The organism is Natranaeroarchaeum aerophilus (assembly GCF_023638055.1).
Lineage (GTDB): Archaea > Halobacteriota > Halobacteria > Halobacteriales > Natronoarchaeaceae > Natranaeroarchaeum > Natranaeroarchaeum aerophilum.
In genome coordinates, this window is sequence record NZ_JAKRVY010000002.1 from 263,543 (window position 1) to 287,375 (window position 23,833).

The following is a 23,833-nucleotide window of genomic DNA, read 5'->3' on the forward strand; positions in this document are numbered from 1 at the left end:
ATTGTCCGGAGCTGCTACATGAACCCGCCAAGACCCGTCTGCTCCTGCCCGCTTTTTACTTCCGACCACGAGATATCGAGCGCTTCGAGTACTCGCTCGATCGGCCCCTTGAGAGTCTTGTCGAGCATCTTGTCGTAGTCGATTTCGAACTCCTCTGGGATCTGATCGTCGTACTCGAAACAGATCACGTCCGGATCCCGTTTGAACTCTCCGTAGAGTAGGTCTGTCTGTGGGTCAAAGCCCTCCTCACGCTCCATCCGCTCGAAGTAATCGGGGTGGACCTTCTTCAGGTAGACCCGTTTCGGCTTCGAGCCGCTGGAGAAGTTCGTCCCCAGCAGCTCGTTGGCGTACTTCGCCCCCCGGACCTGCGCTGTGTCGGTGTCGTAGTTGTCGAGTTTCTTGCCGATCCCGCCCGGAATCCCGATTTCGTCCAGCGAAACCTCGCCAGCCTGCACTTCCTGAATGATGTCGTGGACGTACGTCTTGACGTCCTCGATATCCTCACCGCGGACGATCCGGGTAATCACCTCCAGCTGGACTTCCTTGGTGATCTGTGCGATATCAGAACGCTGGTACTCGAAGCCGGTGATGTCGATGTCGTCGACGTCTTTGCCCTCCTTCCAGACGATGTGGCCCGCATAGCGTTTCTTTTTGCCCGCCTGGAAGAACCGTCGATAGAGCTTCTCGAACTCGATCTGGAAGCGATGGTGCTCGGCATTCAGCTGGTCGAGAGCGAACTCGTCGTACGACCCGTTGATCTGTTCTTCGAGTTCGTACCCCTTTTCGATAGTTGCTGCCAGCGATTCCAGCTCCTCTTCGCTCATTTCCGGGTGGCTCTCACGCATGGAATCGGTAACCACGACATCTGCTTCGACGTCGTCGGGTTGGACATGTCCGATTTCCAACATGACGCTGTCAGTGTCCCCGTATGCGACTTCGTGTCCTGCCTCGTTGGCGGCGTCTTCAGTATGTTCGATCACCTCACGTCCTGTTGCAGTTACTGCTGCTCCCATTTCCTTGTCGTACAGGCGGAACCGATCCCACCCAAGTACGCCGTATAAAGAATTCCCGACATTTTGGAAGGTGCCGTTCCGACCGGCCAGCAGAGTGTTATTGTCCGCAACCGTGACACAATAGACGCCATTTTCTGCTGTGCTTCGGGACCCGCTCCTGTGCATCCGGAACGAGTTCTTTCCGTTTTCTGTACAGTAGATTCGCCACGTATCACTGTCACGGCTATAACTTGCAGTCAATCCGAGATGTGTACACAGCCGTAGGACGTCGTCACGAAGCTGTTTGCTCGTAGTTGAGTAACGCCAAGAGTTCTTCTGGCGGTCCCCATCGCCCTCAATCAACACGTCAAGAAACTCTTCTTTGCGTTCTTTTGAGGCCTTGAACACCATCTCAGGGATACGTTTCTTTTTACTGCCACTACCGCAGAGTTCACGAAGTAAATCGGCTAAGACTCGGCTGGAGAAACTCACAGAACGTCCGTTATTGACATAGTGGTAATCGGCAACAGAATCAATCAATGATTCAATATGCTCTAGGTTCTTCGAATCTTCCTGTGCTATTTTGATCCGGTAATTTGCGGTGTCGGCTTCGTAGACGTTCCCTTCAGCAATGTACCACGCCATTAGCTCGAGGAAAGAGTCAGTCGAGATACGACGGGTAACATTCGGACTACCATACTTAGCTGCAAGCTTTGTCCCACCATCTGTCGCTGTCAGTGGAGTATTGGTATGGCGACGAACCAGCTCCTCCAAGTCGATCATGTCGTTGAGGCAGGATTCGTGATCGAAATCCCAATCGTACGGCATTTCGTAGTTGCAACACTCGTAGAGGTCTCCCGCTTCGACGAATCCCCAGTCATCTTCGGTGATCCCATTCCTGTCGTTTTTCCGGACCAGCGTCCGGTGGTTCGGCGTCACACTGAGATCGATCTTGCTCGTCTCGATGTCGACCAGTTCCCCACGATACTCCGGATACTCGTGGGTCTCGACGACCGGTTTTCGCTCCATCTCCAGCGTGTCAGGATCGATGGAGTACACCTCGTCTCCAATGTCGAGGTCCCTGATGTTCTCGACGCCTCGGGGCGTGAGAACGTCCGTATCCGGCGTGAAACAGTTCATAATAACCTTGACAGCTCCCTGCTGCTGGTCGTATCTCGCGTAGGCTTCGCTGTCGGGGTCGTGCTCGTTTCGGAGTTCCTTTTTGTTCTCTCGCTCGGTCAGCAGTTCGTCGACCATCTCCCGGATGATCCCGTCGGGCTCCTTGCGGAAGTGTGTCCCGTTGGGTGCCCGGTAGGTCTCGTCGCCGTACTCGTCGGGATCGACTTTCGTCTCGGGCGAGGCGTTCGTCGTCACCATACACATCGGATAGAGGGACTGTCCGACCCACTGGAAGTTCCCGTTCCGTCCGGCGAGGACGGCGTGATTGTCCTTTGCTGTGATGCAGTACACGTCGCCGTCGTGGTCCTCGACGGTGGCGTTGGTCTCCTTTTTGAACGAGCCGCGTTTGCCGACCGAGACGTACCACGTTCCGTCATCCTGTTTCGATGCGGTCGGTTTGTGCCCACAGCGGACCGCGAGGTCTACTGCGGCGTCTTTGAGTCGGTCGCTTTTCGTCCAGAACTTGCCGAGTCCCGATTCTGTGCGGGAGCCGTCCCCCCGAATCATCGTTTCGAGCAATCCTTCGAGTAGTTCGCCGTCGAGATCGAACACCCACGCGGGGAGTTGCTTGGTCGCGTAGCCGTCCCCACAGTTGTCCTCGAGCCAGTTCAGCAGATACTGGTTGGAGATATTGATGCCGCGGTCGTCGGTGTTGTAGTTGATCCCCATTCGATCGAGGAGAGAGCGGATCGCTTCCCTGCCATCAGGATCGCTCTGATGGATCGTCACCCGGCCTGCTGCACGGTCGGCACTCCCCTCGGTGACGTACCAGCCCAGCAGCGATAGCCAGTCGTCCATCTCGAACGAGCAGGGGGTCTCGCGGTGCTGTGGCGCGTATTTGAGGAACGTATCGTCGGCGTGCTGCTCGATTACAGTCCGGTGCGCTCGATAGGTTTCGATCGGCACGAGGTACTTGCCGATCGATTTCTGTACGCCCATTGCCGCCGAGGAGCCGTGAACGAGTTCCAGCGATTCCGTCACGTCGTCTGGCACCCGGCTCCTGAACGCTCGCAGGTCGTCGTCGCTGTAGACGACGACGTTCCCGCCGTCGACGTGGTCGACCAGATCGAACGTCTCAGGGCGATCTCCCTCTATCCGACGATGCTGGGGGAACGCGAACCGTTCGTACTCCGGAATATCGTCGTACTCCTGCCACTCGAAATCCTCCGGTGTCTGTTCGTCCCAGCCCCGTTCGTCGGAGACAAGAAACCGATGGTTCCCGGTTACTTTCAGATCGTGAGTGTTACCGCTCAGGTGATTGAGTTCGCCAAAGCGGTTCTCGTAGGCGTGGGTCTCGACGACCGGCTTGATCTCGCACTCGAACGTGTCCGGGTTCAGCGTGTACACTTCGTCGTCGACGTCCAGCTCGGTGATGTTTCGTGGGCCCTGCGGCGTCAATACATCGGTATCGCCGCTGAAACACTTCAGGTCCAGAACTGTGACATTTTCTTTAACGCCGGTAATCGGGTCGAAAACGGCTCCACCTTCGTAATCTTCTCCCTCGTGTTTGCCTTTTGATGGGAGCGCGAAGTTGCCATGGACCTTGTGTAGCACGTACATGTCCACCGCGTCACCGGGCGTCGGCGCGTCTTCGAGTTTACAGCCGACGAACGTGCGCACCTCGTCCCAGAACTCGACGATGTTCTGTTTGCGATCCAGTTCGACACAGAGTTCGACGTCCCGGAGGTTGTACTCCAGCAACTGCTCGGGGTCTTGCTCCCAGAGGTCGCCGATGTCGCCGGTGTATCGTTCCTTGCCGACCCCGAGTTCCTGCTCGCCGACGGCGTCGAGCCGGTAGGATTCGAGTTCGGTGAACTGCGTGCGCTTGTAGGCATAGAGCAGGTCGAAGACGACCCGGCCCTTGATGTCCGGGCCGCCCCAGCCGCCCGCCCAGACCTCGCCGACGCGGGAGAGGCGGTCGGAGGCGAGCCCGAGGTTTTCGAGTCGGTTAACCAGATACGGCGCGTCGAAATCTTCGAAGTTCCACCCGGTCGTAACATCTGGGTCAGTTTCTTCGAGATAGTCCAGAAACGCCTCCAGCATCGCTTCCTCGCTGTCGAAACTCCGCACCTTGTAGTCGGCCTCGTCAGTGAGTGGGTCGTATCCTGCCAGCGCCTCCGGGGCGTCGACGCCGCCGACCGGCGCGTCGTACAGCCAGAGGATGTACTCGTCGTCGTAGGAGTCGTGGCTCGCCAGACAGATAATCGGCTGCTCGGCGTCGTCTGGTTCGGGGAAGCCGTGTCGGTCGTCGACCTCCAGGTCGAACGTGTTGACGCGCGGCGTTGCCGTCATCTCGGCCGCCTCGACTTCCTCGTGGGCGACGATCAGCGCGCCCTCCTCGTCCCGGCGCACGGGCACCTCGACGCCGCTTTGAATGTCCTTGTCGATCAGGAACCGGTTTGGAAAGAGGATGTCGGCCTCGTAATGGTCGAAGTCATCACGAACCTCACCGACGTCCCGCGGCGTCCGGCCGTAGATCTTCGTGAGGTGCTCCCCGCGAATGCTCTCGAAGGGCTCGCCGTTCTCGCCAGTCTCGTCGGAGTCGACCAGGCCGTCGTACTCCTCTTCAGGTGGGCGTTCGAGGGAGTCTGTTGGGGCATAGAAGTACGGCTGGAAGCCGAGCACTCTGACGTGATGTGGGTCGTCGTCCTCGTCTCGGCCGAACACGTTGATGATGGGTCGCTCGTGTTGTCCTCTCCCCGCGATCGTGTAGTCGATCTGCATCACGGAGAGCCGGATCGTCTCGGTCGGTTCGCCGTATCGAGCATCGAGACCGTCCCGCGTCGGGTCGATCGTTTCGATCCCGCTTCCGTCGCCGTCGCCGGCTACGGCCCGGGCTTCCGCGGCGAGATCCCGCTCGCCGTCGCTGGAGGACGAGTCATCCTCCCCCGAACCGAACTCGGCAAGTCCCGTCTGCCCGTCGTCAGTCATGTCCGTTCGGTAGGTCGCCCTCCGTTAAAAACCACCGTCATCCACGGCTCCGGACCCACCGATCGCCCGGGTGAGTGGGCGATGGGCTTTAGTCGACACTGGATGACGATAGCGTATGACGGGCCGATACTACGAGGAGTTCGAGGTCGGCGAGCGGATCGTCCACGAGAAACGGCGCACGATCAGCGAGAGCGACAACCAGCGGTTCTGTGACCTGACGATGAACCAGCAGCCGCTCCACCTCGACGCCGAGTTCGCAGAGGGGACGGAGTTCGGCGAGCGTGTCGTCAACGGTCTCTACACGATGAGTCTCGCCGTCGGATTGACGATCCCCGAAACGACTGACGGAACGATCGTGGCGAACCTCTCGTATGACGATGTCGAACACCCTGCACCAGTGTTTCACGGCGATACGATACGGGCCGAGACGACCGTGACGGGCAAACGGGAGACCAGCGACGGCGAGCGCGGCGTCGTCACGATGGCTGTGGAGGTGTTCAACGGGGACGACGAGGTGGTCTGTCGGTTCGATCGGACGGTGCTCTCGGAGAAGCGACCGGGAGATATCGACGCGTCGTGAAACCGTGGGTCACGGCCGAACCGTCAAATTTCGTCGCGTTGTCCAAATGTATCTCACCGTTTACTGAAAGGAATGGAATTAATGAAGTAATCATTCACCATAATTGTTATCAGTCCGTGGTCTAACTGGGTGGTACAGTGCAACGAAGAACATTCATCACCAGTCTCGCGGCAATCACCGGTGCGGCGGCTACCGGCGTGCCAGCCGCGGCGGACCACACGGAGAACCGATCGGAGCTCGATCTGGAGACAGACGACGGCTCCCATCACCCTGGCCCACCGCGGTTTACCCATACTGGCCGCGGGTTCGTGAACCCGAACTTCGACGAGGAGAACATCCGTGATGACCTCGCGCCGCGAAACCCCGACGGCGACGCCGAATACGAGTGGTCGGTCGTCGACGCCCCATCCGGCTCGTCCGCAACGCCGACTGACGCCGCTGTTGCCGAGTTCGAACCGGACGTTCCCGGTGAGTACACGCTCGAACTCGACGCGCCCGACGGGACGCACGAGCTGACCGTCCGCGTGTTCCCCGAGGAAGACGAAGATGACCCGCGTCCGCGCGTTGATCTCGATGCCGAAGTCGTCGAGGGACAGGTGCTGCTTTCGGCGAACGCGATGGCCCCCGACCGTGAGGACATCATCGACGAGCAGGTCGACGTGGAGTTCTACGTCGACGATCGGGACAAAGACGTGCTCGCAGGCGACGGAACAGTCTCCGCCTCAGCGATCACCGAACCAGTCCGGATCCATGCGGTTGCTGTCGGCGACCGCCATTCTGTGTCCGACATGATCAAGCTCGTTCCCGAGGGTGACGAGCTACACGTCGAACACCCATACAAAGCGCCCGACTGGGTCGAAAACTCGATTATCTACTCTATCTTCACGCGGCGCTTCCCCGAACAGCAACTCGAAGACGGTACGATCGTCGGCGAGACACCCGGCTTCGACGACATCGCTGACCGACTCGACCATCTCGACGAACTCGGCGTCGACGTCCTGTGGATGACGCCCTTTGTCCCGACCGACCGCGGGTACGGTACTTCGGAGGCACTCGGCGGCCCCCACGGCTACCACAAGACCGACTACTTCGACGTGGACCCGGATCTGGGGACGATGGAGGACTTCGAGAACATGGTCGAGGAGGCCCACAACCGCGACATCAAGGTGGTCTTCGATCTCGTCATCAACCACGCCTCGGAGAACCATCCGTTCTTCCAGGCGGCGCTCGATCCGAGCCACGATCAACACGAGAAGTACTACGACTGGTTCCGCTGGGACGAGGACGGCAATCGCGAGGCGTACTACGGCTGGGACGGGATTCCGAACCTTGATCACGAAAACCCCGAAGTCCGGCAGTGGTGTCTCGACGTCGTCGACTTCTGGGCACCGAAAGTGGACGGGTTCCGCTCCGACATCGCGTGGGGCGTTCCTAACCACTTCTGGAAGGAGATCTACCAGCGGGTCACCGAGTACGACTCCGACTTCTTCATGCTCGACGAGACGCTGCCCTACGCAGAGGAGTTCGGTGCAGGCGGCTTCGACGTCCACTACGACAATCACCTGCACGGCGCGCTTGGCGCTGCCGCCGAGGGAACGGCCGAGGAGATCCTCGAAGCCTACGAGGACCGGTTCCGGAACGGCGCACATCCCGAGTCGCTGTTCATGCAGTACATCGAGAACCACGACACGGACCGGTATCTCGAACAGCACGGCTTCATGGCACAGCTGGCTGCCGGGACGGCGACGTTCACCCTCCCCGGCGTCCCGATGATCTACTACGGGCAGGAGACCGGCCTGACCGACTGGCGCGAACCGATGAACTGGGGCGACTTCGACGAGAACATGCTGGAGTTCTACCAGCAGCTCGTCGACCTGCGCAAATCCCATCCGGCGCTCCAGCATCGCGCCCGCGTCGAGCGGATCGACTACGAGGCCGATTCGGACTCCACCCTCGCGTACGCACGCTACGATCCCGAGACGGACCGACGCGTCGTCGTGCTGCTTGATTTCAGTGACGACTCACAGACCGTCCGGATCGGCGACTACGTCGAATCGGAAAACCTCATCACTGGCGACGATGCCGGGCTCGACGTCAACGAGCAACACGACTACATCGAGGTTGACGTCGCGACGGGGATCGTCCTCGAAGCGGACGAACCGACCGACTTCAGCCTGCCCGGCAACGTCATCGCGGAGTTCGAACAGCCCGAAGGAACCGACTTCGGCCCTGGCAACTACACCTACCCCGCTACCGAAGAGATTCCCGAGGGCGAGTTCGATCTCGCGGGCGTTGCCATCGAAGAAACCGACGAGACGTTCCGCTTCGAGTTCGAGTTCCACAACGAGGTGTCGAACCCGTGGGACAACGACAGCGGCGTCTCACACCAGCACATCCAGGTGTACCTCAACGATCCGGACGCAGAGGGCGGGGCATCGGAGGCTCGAACCGGCGTCAACGCCGAGTTCGCCGCCCCCTACCAGCACGTTCTGACTGCCGGCCCGGGCGAGCACACCGTCTACGATGCCGACGGAGACATCGTCGGTGAAGAGGGCGACTACAACTACGACCCCGAGGAGGCTCCCAACACCATCGTCGTCGAGTTCGAGAAGCACGCGATCGATTACCTGCCCGAAGCTGGCATGGCCGTGACCGTCATGAGCTACGACGGCTACGGCGACGGCGGCGTTCGTGCGGTCGAATCCGAGGCCAGCGAGTGGCAGTTCGGCGGCGCGGAACACGGCACGGCCCCGAACGTCATCGACCTGCTAACCGCCGAGGACGTCGACAACGAGGACGCACTCGCGTACGACGAGGATAGCCACGCACAGCTCCCCTACGTCGCGCTCGGTGACGAGGAGATTGACGAGGAAGACGGAGAGGGCGAAGACGACGACGCTGATGACGAAGATGACGGACTGCCCGGCTTTGGCGTTGCCGCCGGTGCGGCGGGCGTCGCAGGCGGAGCGGTTTACGCCGCGAACCGCGTGCTCGGTGCCGAAGAGAACGCAGAGGAGTGAGAGCGTCGGTTCCTCGTTTCGCCGCGAATTCTTCTTTCAGTGGACGCCAGTCGTCGTGACCGTCGCCGCCGACGAGCCATCGCTGTACCAGTAATCGAGCGGTTCACCCCACGCCACAGGAGGAATCTCGTCGTCGCCGTCGTCTGCTGCCTCGACCTCCCGTCGGAGATCCTGCGCATCGAAATCCGGTTCGCGGGAGAGCCGTTCGACCAGTCCGGGCGTGACGGCGATTCGGCACTTGTCCGGCTGTCTCACCCAGGTGTCCTCGCCCTGGACGAGATGGATATCGTAGTTCCGGACGTGGGTATCGGTGTACTCCGGATGGACCGCTTCGAGAACGCCCGCGGCGATCCGGTAGCCCGTCGCACGGTCGGGTTCCTCGTCGGTCTCCAGTGGGACTTCGACAATTGGGACCACGATCGGGTCGCCGTCTCGATGCGTATTCACCTCTGGCGTCTTGTGGACGCTCGGTGGTTCCGCAACGAGATCCGCGTCCCGATCCAGTGATACTGTCTCCAGTGCGGACTGTGCGGCCTTCGTCGATTCCGAGGTCGTGTCCCAGTCCGGAACGTATATGACGAGAACGATCAGGATCAACAGGAGTACGACGCCACCAGCGATCAATATACTGGTTGTCATGGTGCGGTATTTACTCGATCAGGATATAATTCCTTTGTAGTCACACGAAAAAGCAACGTCTCTGAAATCGAGAGACGCCCGGACGTTTATGCGACAGAGGACTCTTAAAAGGGTATGCGCCGCGCGCTTCTCGTCGTCTGCGTCAGCCTCCTGCTCGTCACGGCAGGCTGTGTCGGCGACATCCCCGTCGATGCAGCCGATGATGAACAGACCGCGTCCCTCGGCGATACCGAGGATGAAGCGACCGAACCACTCGACGACGCTGTCGAACTCCACCACATCGACGTCGGACAGGGCGACGCAACTCTGCTGATCGAACCGGGTGGGGAAACCATGCTGATCGACACCGGAGACTGGCGACAGGACGGCGAAGAGGTCCTCGCCTATCTCGACGAACAGGATGTCGAGCGGATCGATCACCTCGTGGCGACCCACGGCCACGCCGACCACATCGGCGGCCACGAGGCCGTGATCGATCACTACGAGCAGGAGGGTGGCGGGATCGGCACCGCCTACGATAGCGGCGTGGCTCACACCTCACAGACGTACGAACGGTATCTCGACGCCATCGAGCGCCACGATGTCGACCTCCGACTCGTCGAGGACGGCGATAGCTTCGCGTTCGGCGAGACGACCGTCGAAGTGTACAACCCACCTGCAGGCGATTCAGGTACTGATCTTCACGAGAACAGCGTCGCGCTGTCGGTCGAAATCGGCGGGACGAGCTATCTAACGACCGGCGACGCCGAGCGTGACGCCGAACAACGGATGGTCGATGCACACGGGGATGAACTCGACGCAGAGATCTATCAGGCCGGCCATCACGGCTCCTCGACCAGCTCGACCGAGCCGTTCCTCGATGCCGTCGAGCCCGAGGTCGCAGTGATCTCCAGCGCGCTCGATAGCCAGTATGGCCACCCCCACGACGAGGTCATGGAGTCGTTTGCCGACCGTGACATCGAAACCTACTGGACCGGCGTCCACGGCGATGTCGTTGTCTATACCGATGGCGAGGAGACGACCGTCACGGCCGAACACGAAGAGACCACCGACCCGGATGAGTTGGTAGAACACAAGCCCGAGGACGACAGTAGTGCGATCGCTCCACCCGACACTCAAGCCCCTGTCGCGCCTATGATCCACCGATGAGTGAAACGTACGATGCCGTCCTCGACCGGATCGTCGATGGCGAACACGCAACACTCCTGCTCGAAGCCGACGATGCAGTCGTCGACGAGTACGTGATAGACGTGATGGAGGTGCCCGAGGACGGACGTCACGAGGGGGCGGTGTTTCACGCCGTCGTCAGGGATGAGCGGATCGCCGAGCTCACGTATCGGCAAGAAGAGACGACGAAGCGAACGGAGAACGCACAGGATCGGCTCGATCGACTCTCTCGGCCACTCTCGGATGAGGAGAACTAGCTGACCCGAACCGTCGTGAGGTCCTCGGCGAACCGGACCTCGCCCTCGTACTGTGCTGCGATCGCGTCGAGCATCTCCTCGTGGCGGCCCTCGGTGTGTGGGTACAGATGCGTCAGGTAGACGCGCCCGTACTCGTGGCCCGACAGGACGTGCCCCAGCTCGGTCGGCGTCGGATGGTTGTCGACGTCGACGTCGTCCGGGAACGAGCAGTCGTGGACGAACACGGCCGAGCCATCCGCAAAGTCGGCCAGCCCCTCGAAGGCCTCGGTATCCCCGCTCAGCGTGAGCCGGTCGCCGAACCGATAGGCGAGCGTTCGCTTCGAGTGTCTGACCTCGCGTGCGCTCACGTCGAAGCCGGCGATCTCGTGGTCGCCGGACGCGATTTCACGGATACTCACGTCGATCCGCCCGTCGAGATACTCGTGGACCTCGAACAGACCGTCGACCAGCGCTTTCGTCCCGCGGGGGCCGACGACGGTCAGATGCTCTTCACCGGCGAGCCACCGCGCTTTGAGTAACGGGAAAAGATCGGCAACGTGATCGAGGTGGTGGTGTGTGAGCAGGACGGTCGAGACTGCCTCGTAACCGACGCCGCTCTGTTGGAGCCGCTGTAACGCGCCCGCTCCACAGTCAACGAGCAGTGTTCGGTCGTCGTCCTGCAGGACGGTCGCCGATTGATACCGATCGCCGGTCGGCATCGCGCTGCCGGTCCCGAGAAAGGTCACTCGCATGCCCGGGGCAACGGTCCCCCGAGCATAATCCCTTGTGACTCGGTCGTAGCTGTTTCAGAATGCATTTATACGTCTCCTCCAAGCTATCTCCTATGGCCGACGACGAGAAATTAACTTCCGGACGATCCACCCCGGTCCCGTCCAAGCAACCGGGGACCAGCACGTTGATACTCGAAACCGGCGACGACATCGAGTACACCGAGCGATTTGCACGGGAACACTCGGTCGACGATCTGCTCGTCCTCGCCTGTGGCTCCGACCCTGCGCAGGTAATCGAGCGCACTGAACGGATCGACGCCGAGCAAAAGCGCCTCCTGACCGACGCCCGAGCAGCTGCCGAACGCGTGGGTGTCCACACGGCTGTCGAGGAGCTCTCCGACCCAGCGGACCTGAGCACCACGGGGATCGCGATCAGTTCGTTCCTCGACGACGAGGGGGGAACGGTCGTCTGTTTTCACTCGCTGACCGCACTGCTCGAAGCGGTCGAAACCGAACAGCTGTTCCGATTCCTGCACGTGCTCACCAGTCGAGTCCACGCGGCCGATGCGATCGGCCAGTTCTATCTCGACCCCGCCAGAACCGACGACCGGACGATCTACAAGCTCCGGAGCGGGTTCGATACCGTCGTCGAGACCGATACCGTCTCTCGCTTCTCCAGATAACGTTCCAGCGCGTCAACACACTCTGACGGCCAGATTATGACTCTTAGCCGTGTAGATCGTCGTACTATCGTTATAGTTGCTGCTTAGTCATACTTTCTCGTACGATAAAGATAATCCATTATTTTACTGTAATTAACTTTTAAATATCTTTATTTCCATTGGCAATCACTATTACCATGTACCATGGCAGACAGCAATCACGGCAAGATGGAATCGTTCCTCAGAGAACACCCGCGGATGATCGGCGTCACGTTCACGATACTGCTGGCGCTCAGCCAGGTTGGTGGAGCGGCGGCGGCGGCAGTAAGAACGATCGACTAAATTCATTCCTCAGATAGCTCCGCACTGAGTTCAGAGGACCATCGTAACCGATTATTAAGTCTAACAGGCATCCTCTCTAATTGAAGCAAATCTACGACTTCTGACTGGTCAAAATTACCGAGTGACGATGACCCTGAGTTTAGCGTATAACTGTTCACTTCCTCAATATTTGGTGCAAACATACCTCCCATCCCTCCAGAGGTGGTGGGGAAGCCAATCATCGAAATATTGTATTGTTCACTGCCTTCTTTTTCAAGATGGACAAGTGTCGGCGTTCCCCCCTCCGCTTGCGCGATAGCTAATCCACCATCACCGATCACGAGGTACTGGCTGCCGACGATACTTTCCCCTTTGGCGATCTGTAACGCCGCACGAAGCGGGAACCCGGAGTTAAGCAAGCGTGCGAGCGTCGAACCGATCCGGATTGCACCGGAATTGACGACGTCGCTCAGCGTGACGACACCGCCGATCGCACCCTTTTCGATCAGCGCCCGGCCCTGCTGGTAGGACTGGCAGGCGTTGAGCAGGAACGCATCGACGGCCACGCTGTCGAGATCGTTCACATCGAGGTGCCCGTCAGTGCAGCGAAAGCCGCCGTCCTCGATGTGGCCGATGTAATGGAGGAAGTCGGCAGGCTGGGCGAGGACGTCCGCGAGTTCCTCGGTCGTCAGGTCGTGGCTCATCGAGACGTCGAACGGTAGGCGGTCGCGTGAACCGTACACCTCGTCGACGACGCCGCGCTCGCGGTCCATCCGGTCGTCGTTGCAGACGACGGTAATCGAGATGTCCCCGCTAGATGGCTCGCGGTCGAACCGGTTGCGGTAGGCTTCGGGCATCGCCTTGCTCAGGCCGACTGGCGTCTCGTCGCCGATCCAGGCCTGCTCGACTGCGTTGTCGTCTTCGTCTATCTGGACGTACGTGGTGTCGGTGGCTTGCCCAGTGGCGGTTCGGGTGTCAGCACCACGGGTGTACGCGCCCATGCCGGTGTCCTCGACCGAGGAACGCGATACTTCCCGTGGGTCGGCGATCCGCACGATTGCGAGGTCGTTGATCAGGTACGGCAGCGTCTCGATCGTCTCCGGTGTCGGCGAGACGTGTGTCGTGAGCTTCCAGTCGGGGAGGAGGTCATCGACGTCGCTGTAGGCCACAGTGTCGAGATACGTCGCCAGGCGATCCGCTGGCGAGAGTTCGTAGAGCCGGTCGAACGGCAACTCGACCCGGTCTTCGAGTCGCGTGCGTTCCCGGAGCGGGACCGGATACAGGCCTTCGGTACGGGTCACACAGTCGAGGAAGAACACCTGTTTGAGCGTCCGAGCAACGCTCTCCTCGTAGGTTGGTGCCGGAACGAGCTCCTGTGTGTAGTCGTCGCCCGTCACGATGCGGGGCTCGTCGCCCGGTCGCATCGTCGCGCCGAGATAGTACGCGAGCGGGGCGGCAGGGAACACGTGTTCGTATGTCGGCGGCACCTGCAGTTCGATACCGGTCTCCGGCGCGGCGATCCCCTCGGGAATCGAGAGGCTCTCCCCGAGTTCGATCTCTGGAGGATGGCCACGCAGCGTCGGCAGGGAGCGTTCCGGCGAGGTGGTTTTCAGCGAGGAACCAAGCGCCGACACCGTCGGCATGATATCCCTCGGCTGTTCGGTCGTGGTAATCGTCCCTGCTGGCTGTTCGTGTTTCGATCTGGCACCGATCGAGACGTCGGTCGGGCTCCCAAAGTCGATCCGTAACTGCTCGTCGTCCGAACTGAATTCGATCGCGCTATCGACGTGGATGTATAGTTTGAATGGGAGCGACAGTTCGATGCTGTACTCCCCCGCGGGTAGCGACTCGTCCGAGAAGTGCTCGACCTGCGCGACCACGCTTTCGGAGCCGTCCCGTACGAGCGTCGCCGGGACGGTGGGAAGCGTTAGTCGCTCACAGCGGAGCTTCACGGCAGCGTCGACGGGAAAGCGAAACCGGTCGGTATCGGCGTCGCCGATCGACAGCCGTTCCGGTGTGTCCAGCGTGTAGTGGACGCGCTCGATCGAGTCGACGACTTCGACCCCACCACTCTTGAGCGCTGTGAATTCGATATTCATGAGGCTGAACACCTCCCACCGAAACGGGGACTACCCATGTACAACCCATTTACGGAGAGGATGTGAATAAACGTACCGACGACGTGAGACATGCCCTGAAACACACTGTCAGTGTTTGAACCAGCGGTTCACTCCGTCTCGACGTCAGCAGCCGGTAACGAGATCGTTACGGCCGTACCGGATTCCTCCTCGACATCGACTTCGAGTTGCCCGCCCGAAATCGAGACGATCCAGTTGACGATCCACAGACCCAGTCCACTGCCGTGATCAAGCGGTGTCTCCGCGTCCCCGTTGAGGACCGCCCGTTCCGACTGTGGCAGTCCCGGTCCGTCGTCGAGCACACTGATCCGCGCCCAGTCTCCGCCCGATTCGACCCTCAGCCCGATGTCCGTGCCAGAGGGTGTATGATCGATCGCGTTTTCGACCAGCTCGGAGACCGCCGCAACCAGTCGGGAATCGCCGCTCACCCAGCACCGTTCCGGGGTTGTTAGCTGGATTTCCGCCGAGGGCGTCTGCCTGCGAACATCCCGTCGTACACGCTCAGCGACCTGTACGAGATCGATCGCAGTCGGGTCGACGCTGTCCCAGGTTTCCCGGAGGGTACTTGCTGTATCGCCCAGTCCGACGAGACTTTCGGCTGCCTGCCTGATTTCTTCGCCGACCTCCGCCGCACGCTGGTCGTCGACCTTGGAGAGTAGCCGCTCGACGTTCCCGAGGATGACGTTCATGTCGTTGCGGAGGTTGTGACGGAGCACGCGGTTGAGCACCTTGACCTGTTGTTCCCGACACCGCTTGTTCGTCACGTCGGTATACGTGATCCACAGGTCGGCTTCGCAGTGGTGGGATTCGACCATCCGAACGAGGTAATCCCGTCGCCCGTGTCGCGTATCCCGGCGAAGGACGCGTTCGATGGTTTCTCCGGCTACCGCTCGATTGGTGAGGTCCGTGGTGTACTCTCTCGACACGTCCGGGACGATCAGTTCTTCGAGCCGCCTGTCCGTCACGTCCCCCGGATCGAAGCCGAACTCCGTCTCGAACGCAGTGTTGGCATGTCTCACGAACCGGCTCCCGTCGATGACGTCGACCGATACCGTGGGATCCGGGACGCAATCGATACCAACGAGGCCGTCCTGTGCCCGACGATCACTCGGGTTACTGAGGGTGTTGTGGATGCGCGCGCTCAGAGATGACGTCGGTGCACAGGGACGAACTACGTCAGTAATCACCCTCCAGACGCAGGGCGGAACGCTTGATTCATCGGCTGTAATGTATAGAATCGGCGTCTTGCACGGTCTCTGTCCTTCAACCACCCCATCCGGAAGCTTTCCCTCCGCGACGATGGCAAGATCGAACTCCGATATCGTGATGTCGTGGGGGGTATCTACCGTTGCCAGTGGAACAGTGTCGGACAGCGCGGACTGAACCTTCGTTCGGTAGTCCTCAGAATCTGCCAGGAGAACCACCGCTGGCGTGGAACGTGAGGGCCGAGTCTCCGCGAACCGCTCCACACTACTGTGGTCTGTCATCGGCAGCCTCCGGGAGGGGGTGATCGTAGTGCTCTGACATGGCTGAATCGTGGCCCGGTGTTCGGGGGTGTGGGACGTCGGACTCGCCGAGCCACGAATATCCTATCGTGCCCCCGCAACTTATAATTGCCGACGGTAATTTCCATTGGTTATTGATTACGGCGTTATGGAGCAGTAGAAAAGGGATGGTTACTTATCGTCTGCCAACTATCATTACTCAAGGAGTACAACCGTGAAACTGCGACAGCCAACAGACTTCCTGATACTGGAAGCATTACACGCCTACGGACGCAACGTCGCTCCGAACCTCGCTCACATCACCGGCAAGAGCCGAAAGAACGTCAACAATCGGTTACCCGTACTCGAAGATTACGGACTGGTCGAAAAGATCGGGCCAGCCGAGCGCTCGGGCCTGTACGAAATAACTGACCGTGGAGGTGTCGCCCTCCGGTGTCGCGACGAGTACGACTCGACTGCCGACTTCGAGGGATTGGTCGAGCGACGTCTGGAGGCGAACGACTCCGCGGGAGCCAGTACAGCGATGGCCCGTGGCGGGGACGAGTCCCAGAACGACCCTGACGAACAGTAATTTTCTCGGTTCGACCAAACGCACTTGAGCGACCGGGCCTCAGTAGCCGATAATGGGCTGGAAAGAGCTGACCGAGAGCGTCGGTGAGACCCATATCGACAGACAGGTTGTCACCGACGGCGACGTTCTAGAACGGCTCGATCCGCTCGTCCAGGAGTGGTGGGTACGGGAGTTCGGAGAATACGTCGACGAGAACGAGGGCTTTTTTACGCCGCCTCAGAAGGAAGCCATCCCCCTGATCGACGACGACGAGCATACGCTGATCTGTGCGCCGACGGGCAGCGGCAAGACGCTCGCCAGCTTCACCGCAATTATCGACGAACTGTTCACCCGAGAACGGGAGCAGGGGCTCGACAATTCGGTCTACTGTCTGTACGTCTCCCCGCTGAAATCGCTCGCGAACGACATCCACCGGAACCTGACCGTCCCACTCGACGGCATCGCCGAGATCGAACGCGAACGCGACGACACCGACAACGCATCGAACATCCATCATGCGATTCGTCACGGTGATACGAAAGACAGCGAACGCCAGCGGATGCTCGACGAGACGCCACATATCCTCAATACAACGCCGGAGACGCTCGCAATCTTGCTCAACTCCCCGAAGTTCCGCGAGAAACTCCGGACCGTGGAGTACGTCGTCGTCGACGAAATTCACGCGCTGGCATCGGGCAAGCGGGGCACGCACCTGAGCGTGAGTCTCGAACGGCTCGAAGCACTCGCCGACGGCTCGCCCACTCGCATCGGCTGCTCGGCGACGATCGATCCACTCTCGACGGTCGCGGAGTTCCTCGTCGGACAAGGCGAACCCGGTGGCAACCCCCGACCATACGAGATCGTCGATGCACGGTTTGCCCGCGAGTTCGACATCCAGCTGCAGTCACCGACCGCCGACCTGATCCACACGCGACGTGACGTGATCCAGGACCGGTTCTACCGCAAGCTACACGACCTGATCGCCGACCACACCAACACGCTCGTCTTTACGAACACCCGATCCGGGGCCGAGCGCGTCCTGCACAACCTCCGCGAACGCTTCGAGGGGTACGACGAGGACAACTCCGGCTGTCACCACGGCAGTCTCTCGAAGGACGAGCGCGAACGGATCGAAGGGGCTCTCAAAGACGGATCGCTGGAATTCGTGACGACCTCGACGAGTCTCGAACTGGGAATCGACATGCCACATGTCGATCTTGTGGTACAGGTGGGGAGTCCGAAGTCCGTCGCCTCGCTGCTCCAGCGCGTCGGACGAGCGGGTCACCGCGTCGGCCAGACCGTCACTGGGCGAGTCATCGCCCTCGATCGCGACGAACTCATCGAGTGTGCGGTCATGCTCAAAAAGGCCGAGGAGGGGTTCGTCGACAGTGTCGATATCCCGTCGAAGCCACAGGACGTCGCAGCCCAACACGTGTACGGGATGGCGATCGCGGAGATCCGCCCCGAAGTAGAAGTTCTAAACATTCTACGTCGAGCCTACCCCTACAGAAACTACACCGACGAAGAATTCGAGCAACTCGCTCGCTACCTGACGGCCGACTACGAGGGACTCGAAGCAAAGAACGTCTACGCCAAGATCTGGCGGGACCAGAACGATCCGCCGGAGGGCGAACATCACCACGAGGAGTTTTCCGTCGGAATGCCGTTGATCGGAAAACGCGGTCGACTCGCACGCGTTATTTATATGACGAATATCGGGACGATCCCCGACTCGTTTAGCTGTGATGTCTGTACCCGTGCAAGCGACGAGTGGGTCGGACAGCTCGACGAAACATACCTCGACACCCTCGAACCGGGCGATGTCTTCGTCCTCGGCGGGTCGAACTTCGAGTACCGGTATCGCCGGGGATCGAAGGTCTACGTCGATCGAACGAGCGCCCGTCCGACAGTCCCCTCGTGGTACTCCGAGCGCCTCCCACTCTCATACGATCTCGGAAAAGAGGTCCTGCGATTCCAGCGCGAGATCGTCGACCAGTACGAGGATGGCGACGCGGCCGCTGTCCGTCACTGGCTCCGGGAATTCCCGCTCGACGACGACAGTGTCCGGGCGATCGCACGAATCTTCGAACACCAGATCCGCTATGCGGGACCCGAAAGCGTCAGTACCGATGAGCGACTGGCGATCGAAGTCGAGCGGGATCACGACGAGTACGAGCGGCGGTTTCACGTCCACTCGAACTACGGCCGACAGTTCAACGACGGCCTCTCGCGCCTGCTTGCCTATCGCTGTGCACAGGAGACGAACGCCAACGTGACCGTCGCAGTCGCGGATAACGGTTTTACCATCTCGATGCCACTGAACCGAAAAGTCGACGTACAGGGTATCATAGAAGATACTGCCCCCGAAAACACCAGAGAACTGTTACGGTCGAGCCTCGACGGGACCGACCTGCTCCAGCGGTACTTTCGGATCAACGCAACCCGCTCACTGATGATCCTCAAACGGTACAAGGGCTACGAGAAGTCTGCGAGCGAACAGCAGGTATCCAGCGAGATGTTGCTCGGGTTTGCACAGGATCTGGAGAACTTCGCCGTCATCGAGGAGACGTACCGCGAGATTATCGAGGACAAACTCGATATCGTGGGGATCGAGGAGGTACTGGGGGCGATCCAGCGCGGCGATATCGACGTCGTCAGTCACCCGGTCGACTCGCCGACACCGCGCGCGTTCGGACTGGCCACGCTGTCCGCCAGCGATGTCGTACTGGCAGAGGACGAAAGCGCCGTCCTGCAGTCGTTCCACGAGCGTGTTATGCAGGAACTCGACCATCCGGACGCCGACCGTGTGAGTGGATCGGTGGGCACCGGGGAGTAGTACTGTAGTTTATATACGATCCCGCACCAGACACCCCGTGATCGCCATCGCAGGCGGGAAGGGCGGCTGTGGCAAAACGACGACGACAGTAGCGATAGCGCGAGCAATCGCGTCGGGGACAACCACTCCAGTGGTCGGCGTCGAGGCCGACTGGGATATGCCGGACCTCCGTTGGCTGGCGCAAACGGCTCCACTTCAATCGCTACCCGTCCGCTCGATCCGGGCTGAGGGGCTGAGCGATCGATCTGCTGCCCCCGGATTTACCGTGCTCGAAGCACCAGAAACGGCGACGCCACTGGGACGTCAGCAGATATTTGATCGGGTTGACCAGTTCTGCAGGAACCTCCCGGCACAGACCCTGATCGACTGTCCCGCGGGTGCTGGTAGGGACGCCGCAGTGCCCATCGAGGTTGCATCCGGAATTCTTCTGGTCTCGACCGCGGAACCGGCGAGTCTCCGCGATACGGCAAAGACCGCGGCGATGGCCGAGGAGCTCCGTTCGCCAGTCATCGGGGCTGTCCTTACCGGGACGGATACCGTCCCTGAGGGGGCTACACAACTTCTGGGTACCGACCGTATCATCCCAATTCCCGAGACCAGGCGACCGTTACGATCCCCGGAGGTCAGCCAGTGCTACGAACGTGTGGTCGGTCAACTGGAGATCAGTAACATTGGATAATTGACCACTCTGGCCAGTATTCTGGTAGGAGGCAAAGAACTATGTACTAAACGAAACTATGCTACGCAGACAATGACGGGGCGGCTGGATACGGGCATCGACGTTCTCGACAGGAAGCTCAACGGAGGTATTCCTCCGGGGAGCATTATTGCCTTCAGTGCCTCCCCGGCTAGCCAGTCGGAATTATTACTGTACCAACTGACTGCCGCGCGCGGGTCGCTCTATCTCACGAGCCAGCGAAACGATCAGGCCGTCAGGGATGCTATCGAATCGACCAGTGCCCCAACCGGTAGTCCAACGGTACGAGATATCAGCGGCAACGAACCGCTCGATCAGGCGAACCGACTGATCCGGGCGCTTCCAGAAGGTGCGAATCTCATCATCGATCCCGTCGACGCGCTCGAACGGCGGGAGCCAAGCCGCTATCAGAACTTCCTCAACGACCTGCAAAACCACATGGTAAACACGGGCAGTATCGCGATTCTTCATTGCCTCTCCGGTCATTCCGTCCCCGACAACCGAGATACGACACGTCATATGGCCGACATCGTGTTCGATCTGACGACGACAGTGAGAGGGACAGATGTCGAGAACAGGCTCTCGGTGCCGAAGTTCCGGGGCGGGCAAGCACTCACTGAGACGATCAAACTCGAAATGAAAGACGAGGTTGCGATCGACACGAGCCGGGATATCGCCTGAGGTACAGCAGTCGCTCACCACTCGATCGAACCGAAAAACGACAGCGTGCGACGTTACTCTTCTGCGTTTTCGAGCTCTTCGACGATCTCGTCTGCGTCGACGTCGGCGTCTTCGAGCGCGTCCTCGATGTCGCCGCCGCCCATACCGCCGCCCATCATACCGCCCATACCGCCCATCATACCGGCACCCTCACCGAGGGTCTCCTGAATGATGATGCGATCGAGGTCGAGTTTCTGGGTGACATCGCCCGCGATCTGCTGTTTCGAGAACATCCACTGCTGGTTCATCGAGAGCTGGGGCGTCGCCTCGATGTACAGCGTCTCTTTCTCGACGGTCTGGAGCTCCGTTTCCGGCTCGGCGTCCTCGTCGTCTTCCTCGTCGTCGCTCTCGACGACGACTTCCTCCTCTTCTTCGTCCGTCTCGATCCACATCTCGAGGTCGGTGTCGACGTACATGCCGATCAGGCCTTTCGCCTGCTCGACGCGGTCCTCGACGACGTCGAGGAGTTCGTACTCGTACTCGACATCCTGACCCGCGAGTGGGTGGTTGAAGTCGACACGGGCTCGACCGCCGATAATGGCCTCGACGTGGCCGTGCTCGCCGTCGAGGTCGACGTGAGCACCGGGGTAGCGATCGTCCTCGGGGATCTTGTCGGCGCTGACGGTACGGACCTCGTCGGGGTCGCGTTCGCCGAACGCTTCCTCTGCGGGGACGACGACTTCGCCCTCGTCGCCGACCTCGCCGCCTTTGATCGCCTCCTCGACGCTCTCGAAGATATGCCCCTCACCGAGCACGATGACGCGCGGCTCGAAGCTCTGTTGCTGGTCGTCGACGCCTTCCTCTTCTGCGACTTCGGCGTCGGTCGTATCGACAAGCTGTCCGTTCTCGACGGTGCGCGCGGTGTAGGCGATGCGGACGAAGTCGCCGTCTGCGAGTCCGTCTGTCTCTTCCTCGGTCGATTCCGTTTCTGCCTCTTGATCGTCGCTCATACCCTAAACGTTTCCCGTTCGGCATTTAAACACCACGTTTCGGTCCCGTCAGCGGTGCGTCGCTCTTTATGTTCCGGATGGCAACCGACGCCCCTTTTCGGCCCGGAGTCGTTCGTCAAGTCATGTACGAGGTCGAACTGAAGGTCCGTGCTGACCACGAAACAGTCCTACAGCGGCTCGACGAACTGGACGCGGATCGGGAGAACCACATCCAGCAGGAAGACACCTACTACGATGCGCCCCACCGTGATTTCACTGAGACCGACGAGGCGCTCCGGATCCGGCGTGTCAGTCGTCCGGACGACGACTACTCTGTCGAGCGAGTGACCTACAAGGGACCGCTGCTCGAAGCCGAATCGAAGTCACGAGAGGAGTTCGAGACCCGCGTTGAGGACGGGGATACGATGGCCGAGATACTGCAACGGCTCGGTTTTTCGCCTGCGGCGACAGTCACCAAGGAACGAACCGAGTTCGCGTTCGACGGGTACACGATCACGCTGGATCGTGTCGAGGGCCTCGGCGAGTTCGTCGAGGTCGAAACGGAGACCGAGTCGGCAGATATCGAGACGGCGCGTGAAGGCGCGTGGACGGTTCTCGACCGACTGGATCTCGATCCCGACGAGCAGATCCGGACGTCCTACCTCGGACTATTGCTTGCCGATGAATAGGTAGAGATATAACTGCTGGACATCATACGATGCTCGGTGGTTTCCGCAAGTTATAGAACCACCGGCGTCGAACGTCCGTATAATGACAGAACGGAACATCCGGGTCGAACCGATCGACCGCCATGCAGTCGAGGATCAGGACGTCGAGATCGTGGAGCGAAAGGGGATCGGCCATCCCGATTCGATCTGTGATGGGATCGCCGAGCACGTCGCGCAGGCCCTTGCACGGGAGTATATCGACCGGGTAGGCAAAGTCCTGCACTACAACACCGACGAGACCCAGCTGGTCGCCGGTAACGCCGCGCCCGCATTCGGCGGCGGCGAAGTTCTCGAACCCATCTATCTGCTGATCGTCGGCCGTGCGACCAAAGAGTACGAGGGGACGAAGATCCCGGCCGAACGGATCGCGCTCGAAGCCGCCCGCGAGTACCTCAACGAGAATATTCCCCAGCTAGACGTCGGCACGGACATCATCATCGACGTCAAACTCGGCGAGGGAAGCGGCGACCTGCAAGAGGTCTTCGGCGAGGAGGGTGCGACCGTCCCGATGGCCAACGACACGAGCTTCGGCGTCGGTCACGCACCCCTCACCGAAACAGAGGAGATCGTCCTGAACGCCGAGCGGAGCCTGAACGGTCCCTACGCCGCCGACAATCCCGAGGTCGGCCCGGACGTGAAGATCATGGGCAAACGCGAGGGCGACGAGATCAACATTACAGTCGCCGCAGCGATCATCGATGAGCATATCGAGGACCTTGACGAGTACGACGACGCCGTCACGAGAATTCACGATCACGTCGTCGATCTCGCGGCCGAGTACACCGACCGTGACGTGACGGTCGACGTCAACACGGCGGACAACTACGAGGACGGCTCGATCTACCTCACCACGACCGGCACGAGTGCCGAGCAGGGCGACGACGGCTCCGTGGGTCGCGGGAACCGCGCAAACGGGCTGATTACGCCGAACCGTTCGATGTCGATGGAAGCGACCAGCGGCAAGAACCCGGTCAACCACATCGGGAAGATCTACAACCTGCTGTCGACGGAGATTGCAGAAAGCGTCGTCGACGACGTCGACGGCATCCGCGATCTACGCGTGCGCCTGCTCAGCCAGATCGGTCGCCCGATCGACGAGCCCCACGTCGCCGACGTTCACGTCGTCGCAGCGGACGGCGTGGAACTCGACGACGTCGAGGACGAGATCACGGAGATCGTCGACGCCAAACTCGCGGATGTCACCGCGATCACCCAGCGCGTCATCGACGGCGAGTTGACCACCTTCTAGCCGAAATTCCCAATACCCCCCGA

General features: G+C 60.4%; 18 protein-coding genes. 12 read left to right on the forward strand and 6 right to left on the reverse strand.

The features are described 5' to 3' along the window. Positions 1-14: 14 nt before the first annotated feature. Positions 15-5,102 (reverse strand): DNA polymerase domain-containing protein, encoded by a 5,088-nt coding sequence (locus AArcSt11_RS05705; protein ID WP_250595364.1) that lies wholly within the window; start codon positions 5,100-5,102, stop codon positions 15-17. Positions 5,103-5,217: 115 nt separating this feature from the next. Here AArcSt11_RS05705 and AArcSt11_RS05710 point away from each other — a divergent pair, with 115 nt between their 5' ends. Continuing rightward, positions 5,218-5,682: a MaoC family dehydratase gene (locus AArcSt11_RS05710; RefSeq protein ID WP_250595365.1), complete on the forward strand. Its 465-nt coding sequence runs from the start codon at positions 5,218-5,220 to the stop codon at positions 5,680-5,682. A 137-nt stretch (positions 5,683-5,819) separates the two neighbouring features. Further along, entirely contained in the window at positions 5,820-8,702 is a 2,883-nt protein-coding gene (locus AArcSt11_RS05715) for a glucodextranase DOMON-like domain-containing protein (protein ID WP_250595367.1), read from the forward strand. Positions 8,703-8,738: 36 nt separating this feature from the next. Here the strand turns inward: AArcSt11_RS05715 and AArcSt11_RS05720 are convergent, their stop codons facing one another. Next, positions 8,739-9,341: a hypothetical protein gene (locus AArcSt11_RS05720; RefSeq protein WP_250595369.1), complete on the reverse strand. Its 603-nt coding sequence runs from the start codon at positions 9,339-9,341 to the stop codon at positions 8,739-8,741. A gap of 114 nt (positions 9,342-9,455) precedes the next feature. Here AArcSt11_RS05720 and AArcSt11_RS05725 point away from each other — a divergent pair, with 114 nt between their 5' ends. Further along, entirely contained in the window at positions 9,456-10,490 is a 1,035-nt protein-coding gene (locus AArcSt11_RS05725) for a ComEC/Rec2 family competence protein (protein ID WP_250595371.1), read from the forward strand. Next, positions 10,487-10,765, forward strand: coding sequence for a DUF3006 family protein (locus AArcSt11_RS05730; RefSeq protein ID WP_250595373.1), 279 nt, complete (start codon positions 10,487-10,489; stop codon positions 10,763-10,765). The genes AArcSt11_RS05725 and AArcSt11_RS05730 overlap by 4 nt, the downstream gene beginning before the upstream one ends. Here AArcSt11_RS05730 and AArcSt11_RS05735 read toward each other — a convergent pair. Beyond that, a complete protein-coding gene (locus tag AArcSt11_RS05735) occupies positions 10,762-11,496 on the reverse strand; it encodes an MBL fold metallo-hydrolase (RefSeq protein WP_250595374.1) in 735 nt (244 codons plus the stop codon). The two genes, AArcSt11_RS05730 and AArcSt11_RS05735, sit on opposite strands and share 4 nt — an antisense overlap. A 92-nt stretch (positions 11,497-11,588) precedes the next feature. Between AArcSt11_RS05735 and AArcSt11_RS05740 the strand changes: the two genes are divergently transcribed. Both AArcSt11_RS05740 and AArcSt11_RS05745 read left to right on the forward strand, forming a co-directional pair. Next, a complete protein-coding gene (locus tag AArcSt11_RS05740) occupies positions 11,589-12,158 on the forward strand; it encodes a DUF7504 family protein (protein WP_250595375.1) in 570 nt (189 codons plus the stop codon). A gap of 183 nt (positions 12,159-12,341) precedes the next feature. After that, on the forward strand, positions 12,342-12,479 hold the full coding sequence (locus tag AArcSt11_RS05745; RefSeq protein WP_250595376.1) for a DUF7503 family protein: 138 nt from the start codon (positions 12,342-12,344) through the stop codon (positions 12,477-12,479). A gap of 2 nt (positions 12,480-12,481) precedes the next feature. Here AArcSt11_RS05745 and AArcSt11_RS05750 read toward each other — a convergent pair whose 3' ends face one another. Together AArcSt11_RS05750 and AArcSt11_RS05755 are read right to left on the reverse strand one after the other, a co-directional pair. Beyond that, on the reverse strand, positions 12,482-14,557 hold the full coding sequence (locus tag AArcSt11_RS05750; RefSeq protein ID WP_250595377.1) for a CHAT domain-containing protein: 2,076 nt from the start codon (positions 14,555-14,557) through the stop codon (positions 12,482-12,484). Between the two features lie 128 nt (positions 14,558-14,685). Continuing rightward, positions 14,686-16,083, reverse strand: coding sequence for a sensor histidine kinase (locus AArcSt11_RS05755; protein ID WP_250595378.1), 1,398 nt, complete (start codon positions 16,081-16,083; stop codon positions 14,686-14,688). A gap of 232 nt (positions 16,084-16,315) precedes the next feature. Here AArcSt11_RS05755 and AArcSt11_RS05760 point away from each other — a divergent pair, with 232 nt between their 5' ends. The 4 genes from AArcSt11_RS05760 to AArcSt11_RS05775 all read left to right on the forward strand — a co-directional run bounded on the left by AArcSt11_RS05760 (position 16,316) and on the right by AArcSt11_RS05775 (position 20,865). Then, positions 16,316-16,672: a winged helix-turn-helix transcriptional regulator gene (locus AArcSt11_RS05760; RefSeq protein WP_250595379.1), complete on the forward strand. Its 357-nt coding sequence runs from the start codon at positions 16,316-16,318 to the stop codon at positions 16,670-16,672. 52 nt (positions 16,673-16,724) lie between these two features. Further along, positions 16,725-19,487 carry an ATP-dependent helicase gene (locus AArcSt11_RS05765; protein ID WP_250595381.1) on the forward strand — a complete coding sequence of 921 codons (2,763 nt, stop codon included), beginning with the start codon at positions 16,725-16,727 and terminating at the stop codon, positions 19,485-19,487. A 37-nt stretch (positions 19,488-19,524) separates the two neighbouring features. Further along, a complete protein-coding gene (locus tag AArcSt11_RS05770) occupies positions 19,525-20,166 on the forward strand; it encodes a nucleotide-binding protein (RefSeq protein ID WP_250595383.1) in 642 nt (213 codons plus the stop codon). A gap of 72 nt (positions 20,167-20,238) precedes the next feature. Continuing rightward, positions 20,239-20,865, forward strand: coding sequence for an RAD55 family ATPase (locus AArcSt11_RS05775; RefSeq protein WP_250595385.1), 627 nt, complete (start codon positions 20,239-20,241; stop codon positions 20,863-20,865). 53 nt (positions 20,866-20,918) lie between these two features. Here AArcSt11_RS05775 and AArcSt11_RS05780 read toward each other — a convergent pair whose 3' ends face one another. Beyond that, positions 20,919-21,854: an FKBP-type peptidyl-prolyl cis-trans isomerase gene (locus tag AArcSt11_RS05780; RefSeq protein ID WP_250595387.1), complete on the reverse strand. Its 936-nt coding sequence runs from the start codon at positions 21,852-21,854 to the stop codon at positions 20,919-20,921. A gap of 122 nt (positions 21,855-21,976) precedes the next feature. Here AArcSt11_RS05780 and cyaB point away from each other — a divergent pair, with 122 nt between their 5' ends. Both cyaB and AArcSt11_RS05790 read left to right on the forward strand, forming a co-directional pair. After that, on the forward strand, positions 21,977-22,522 hold the full coding sequence (gene cyaB, locus AArcSt11_RS05785; protein ID WP_250595388.1) for a class IV adenylate cyclase: 546 nt from the start codon (positions 21,977-21,979) through the stop codon (positions 22,520-22,522). Positions 22,523-22,604: 82 nt separating this feature from the next. Further along, a complete protein-coding gene (locus AArcSt11_RS05790; protein ID WP_250595389.1) occupies positions 22,605-23,810 on the forward strand; it encodes a methionine adenosyltransferase in 1,206 nt (401 codons plus the stop codon). The last annotated feature ends 23 nt before the right edge of the window (positions 23,811-23,833 follow it).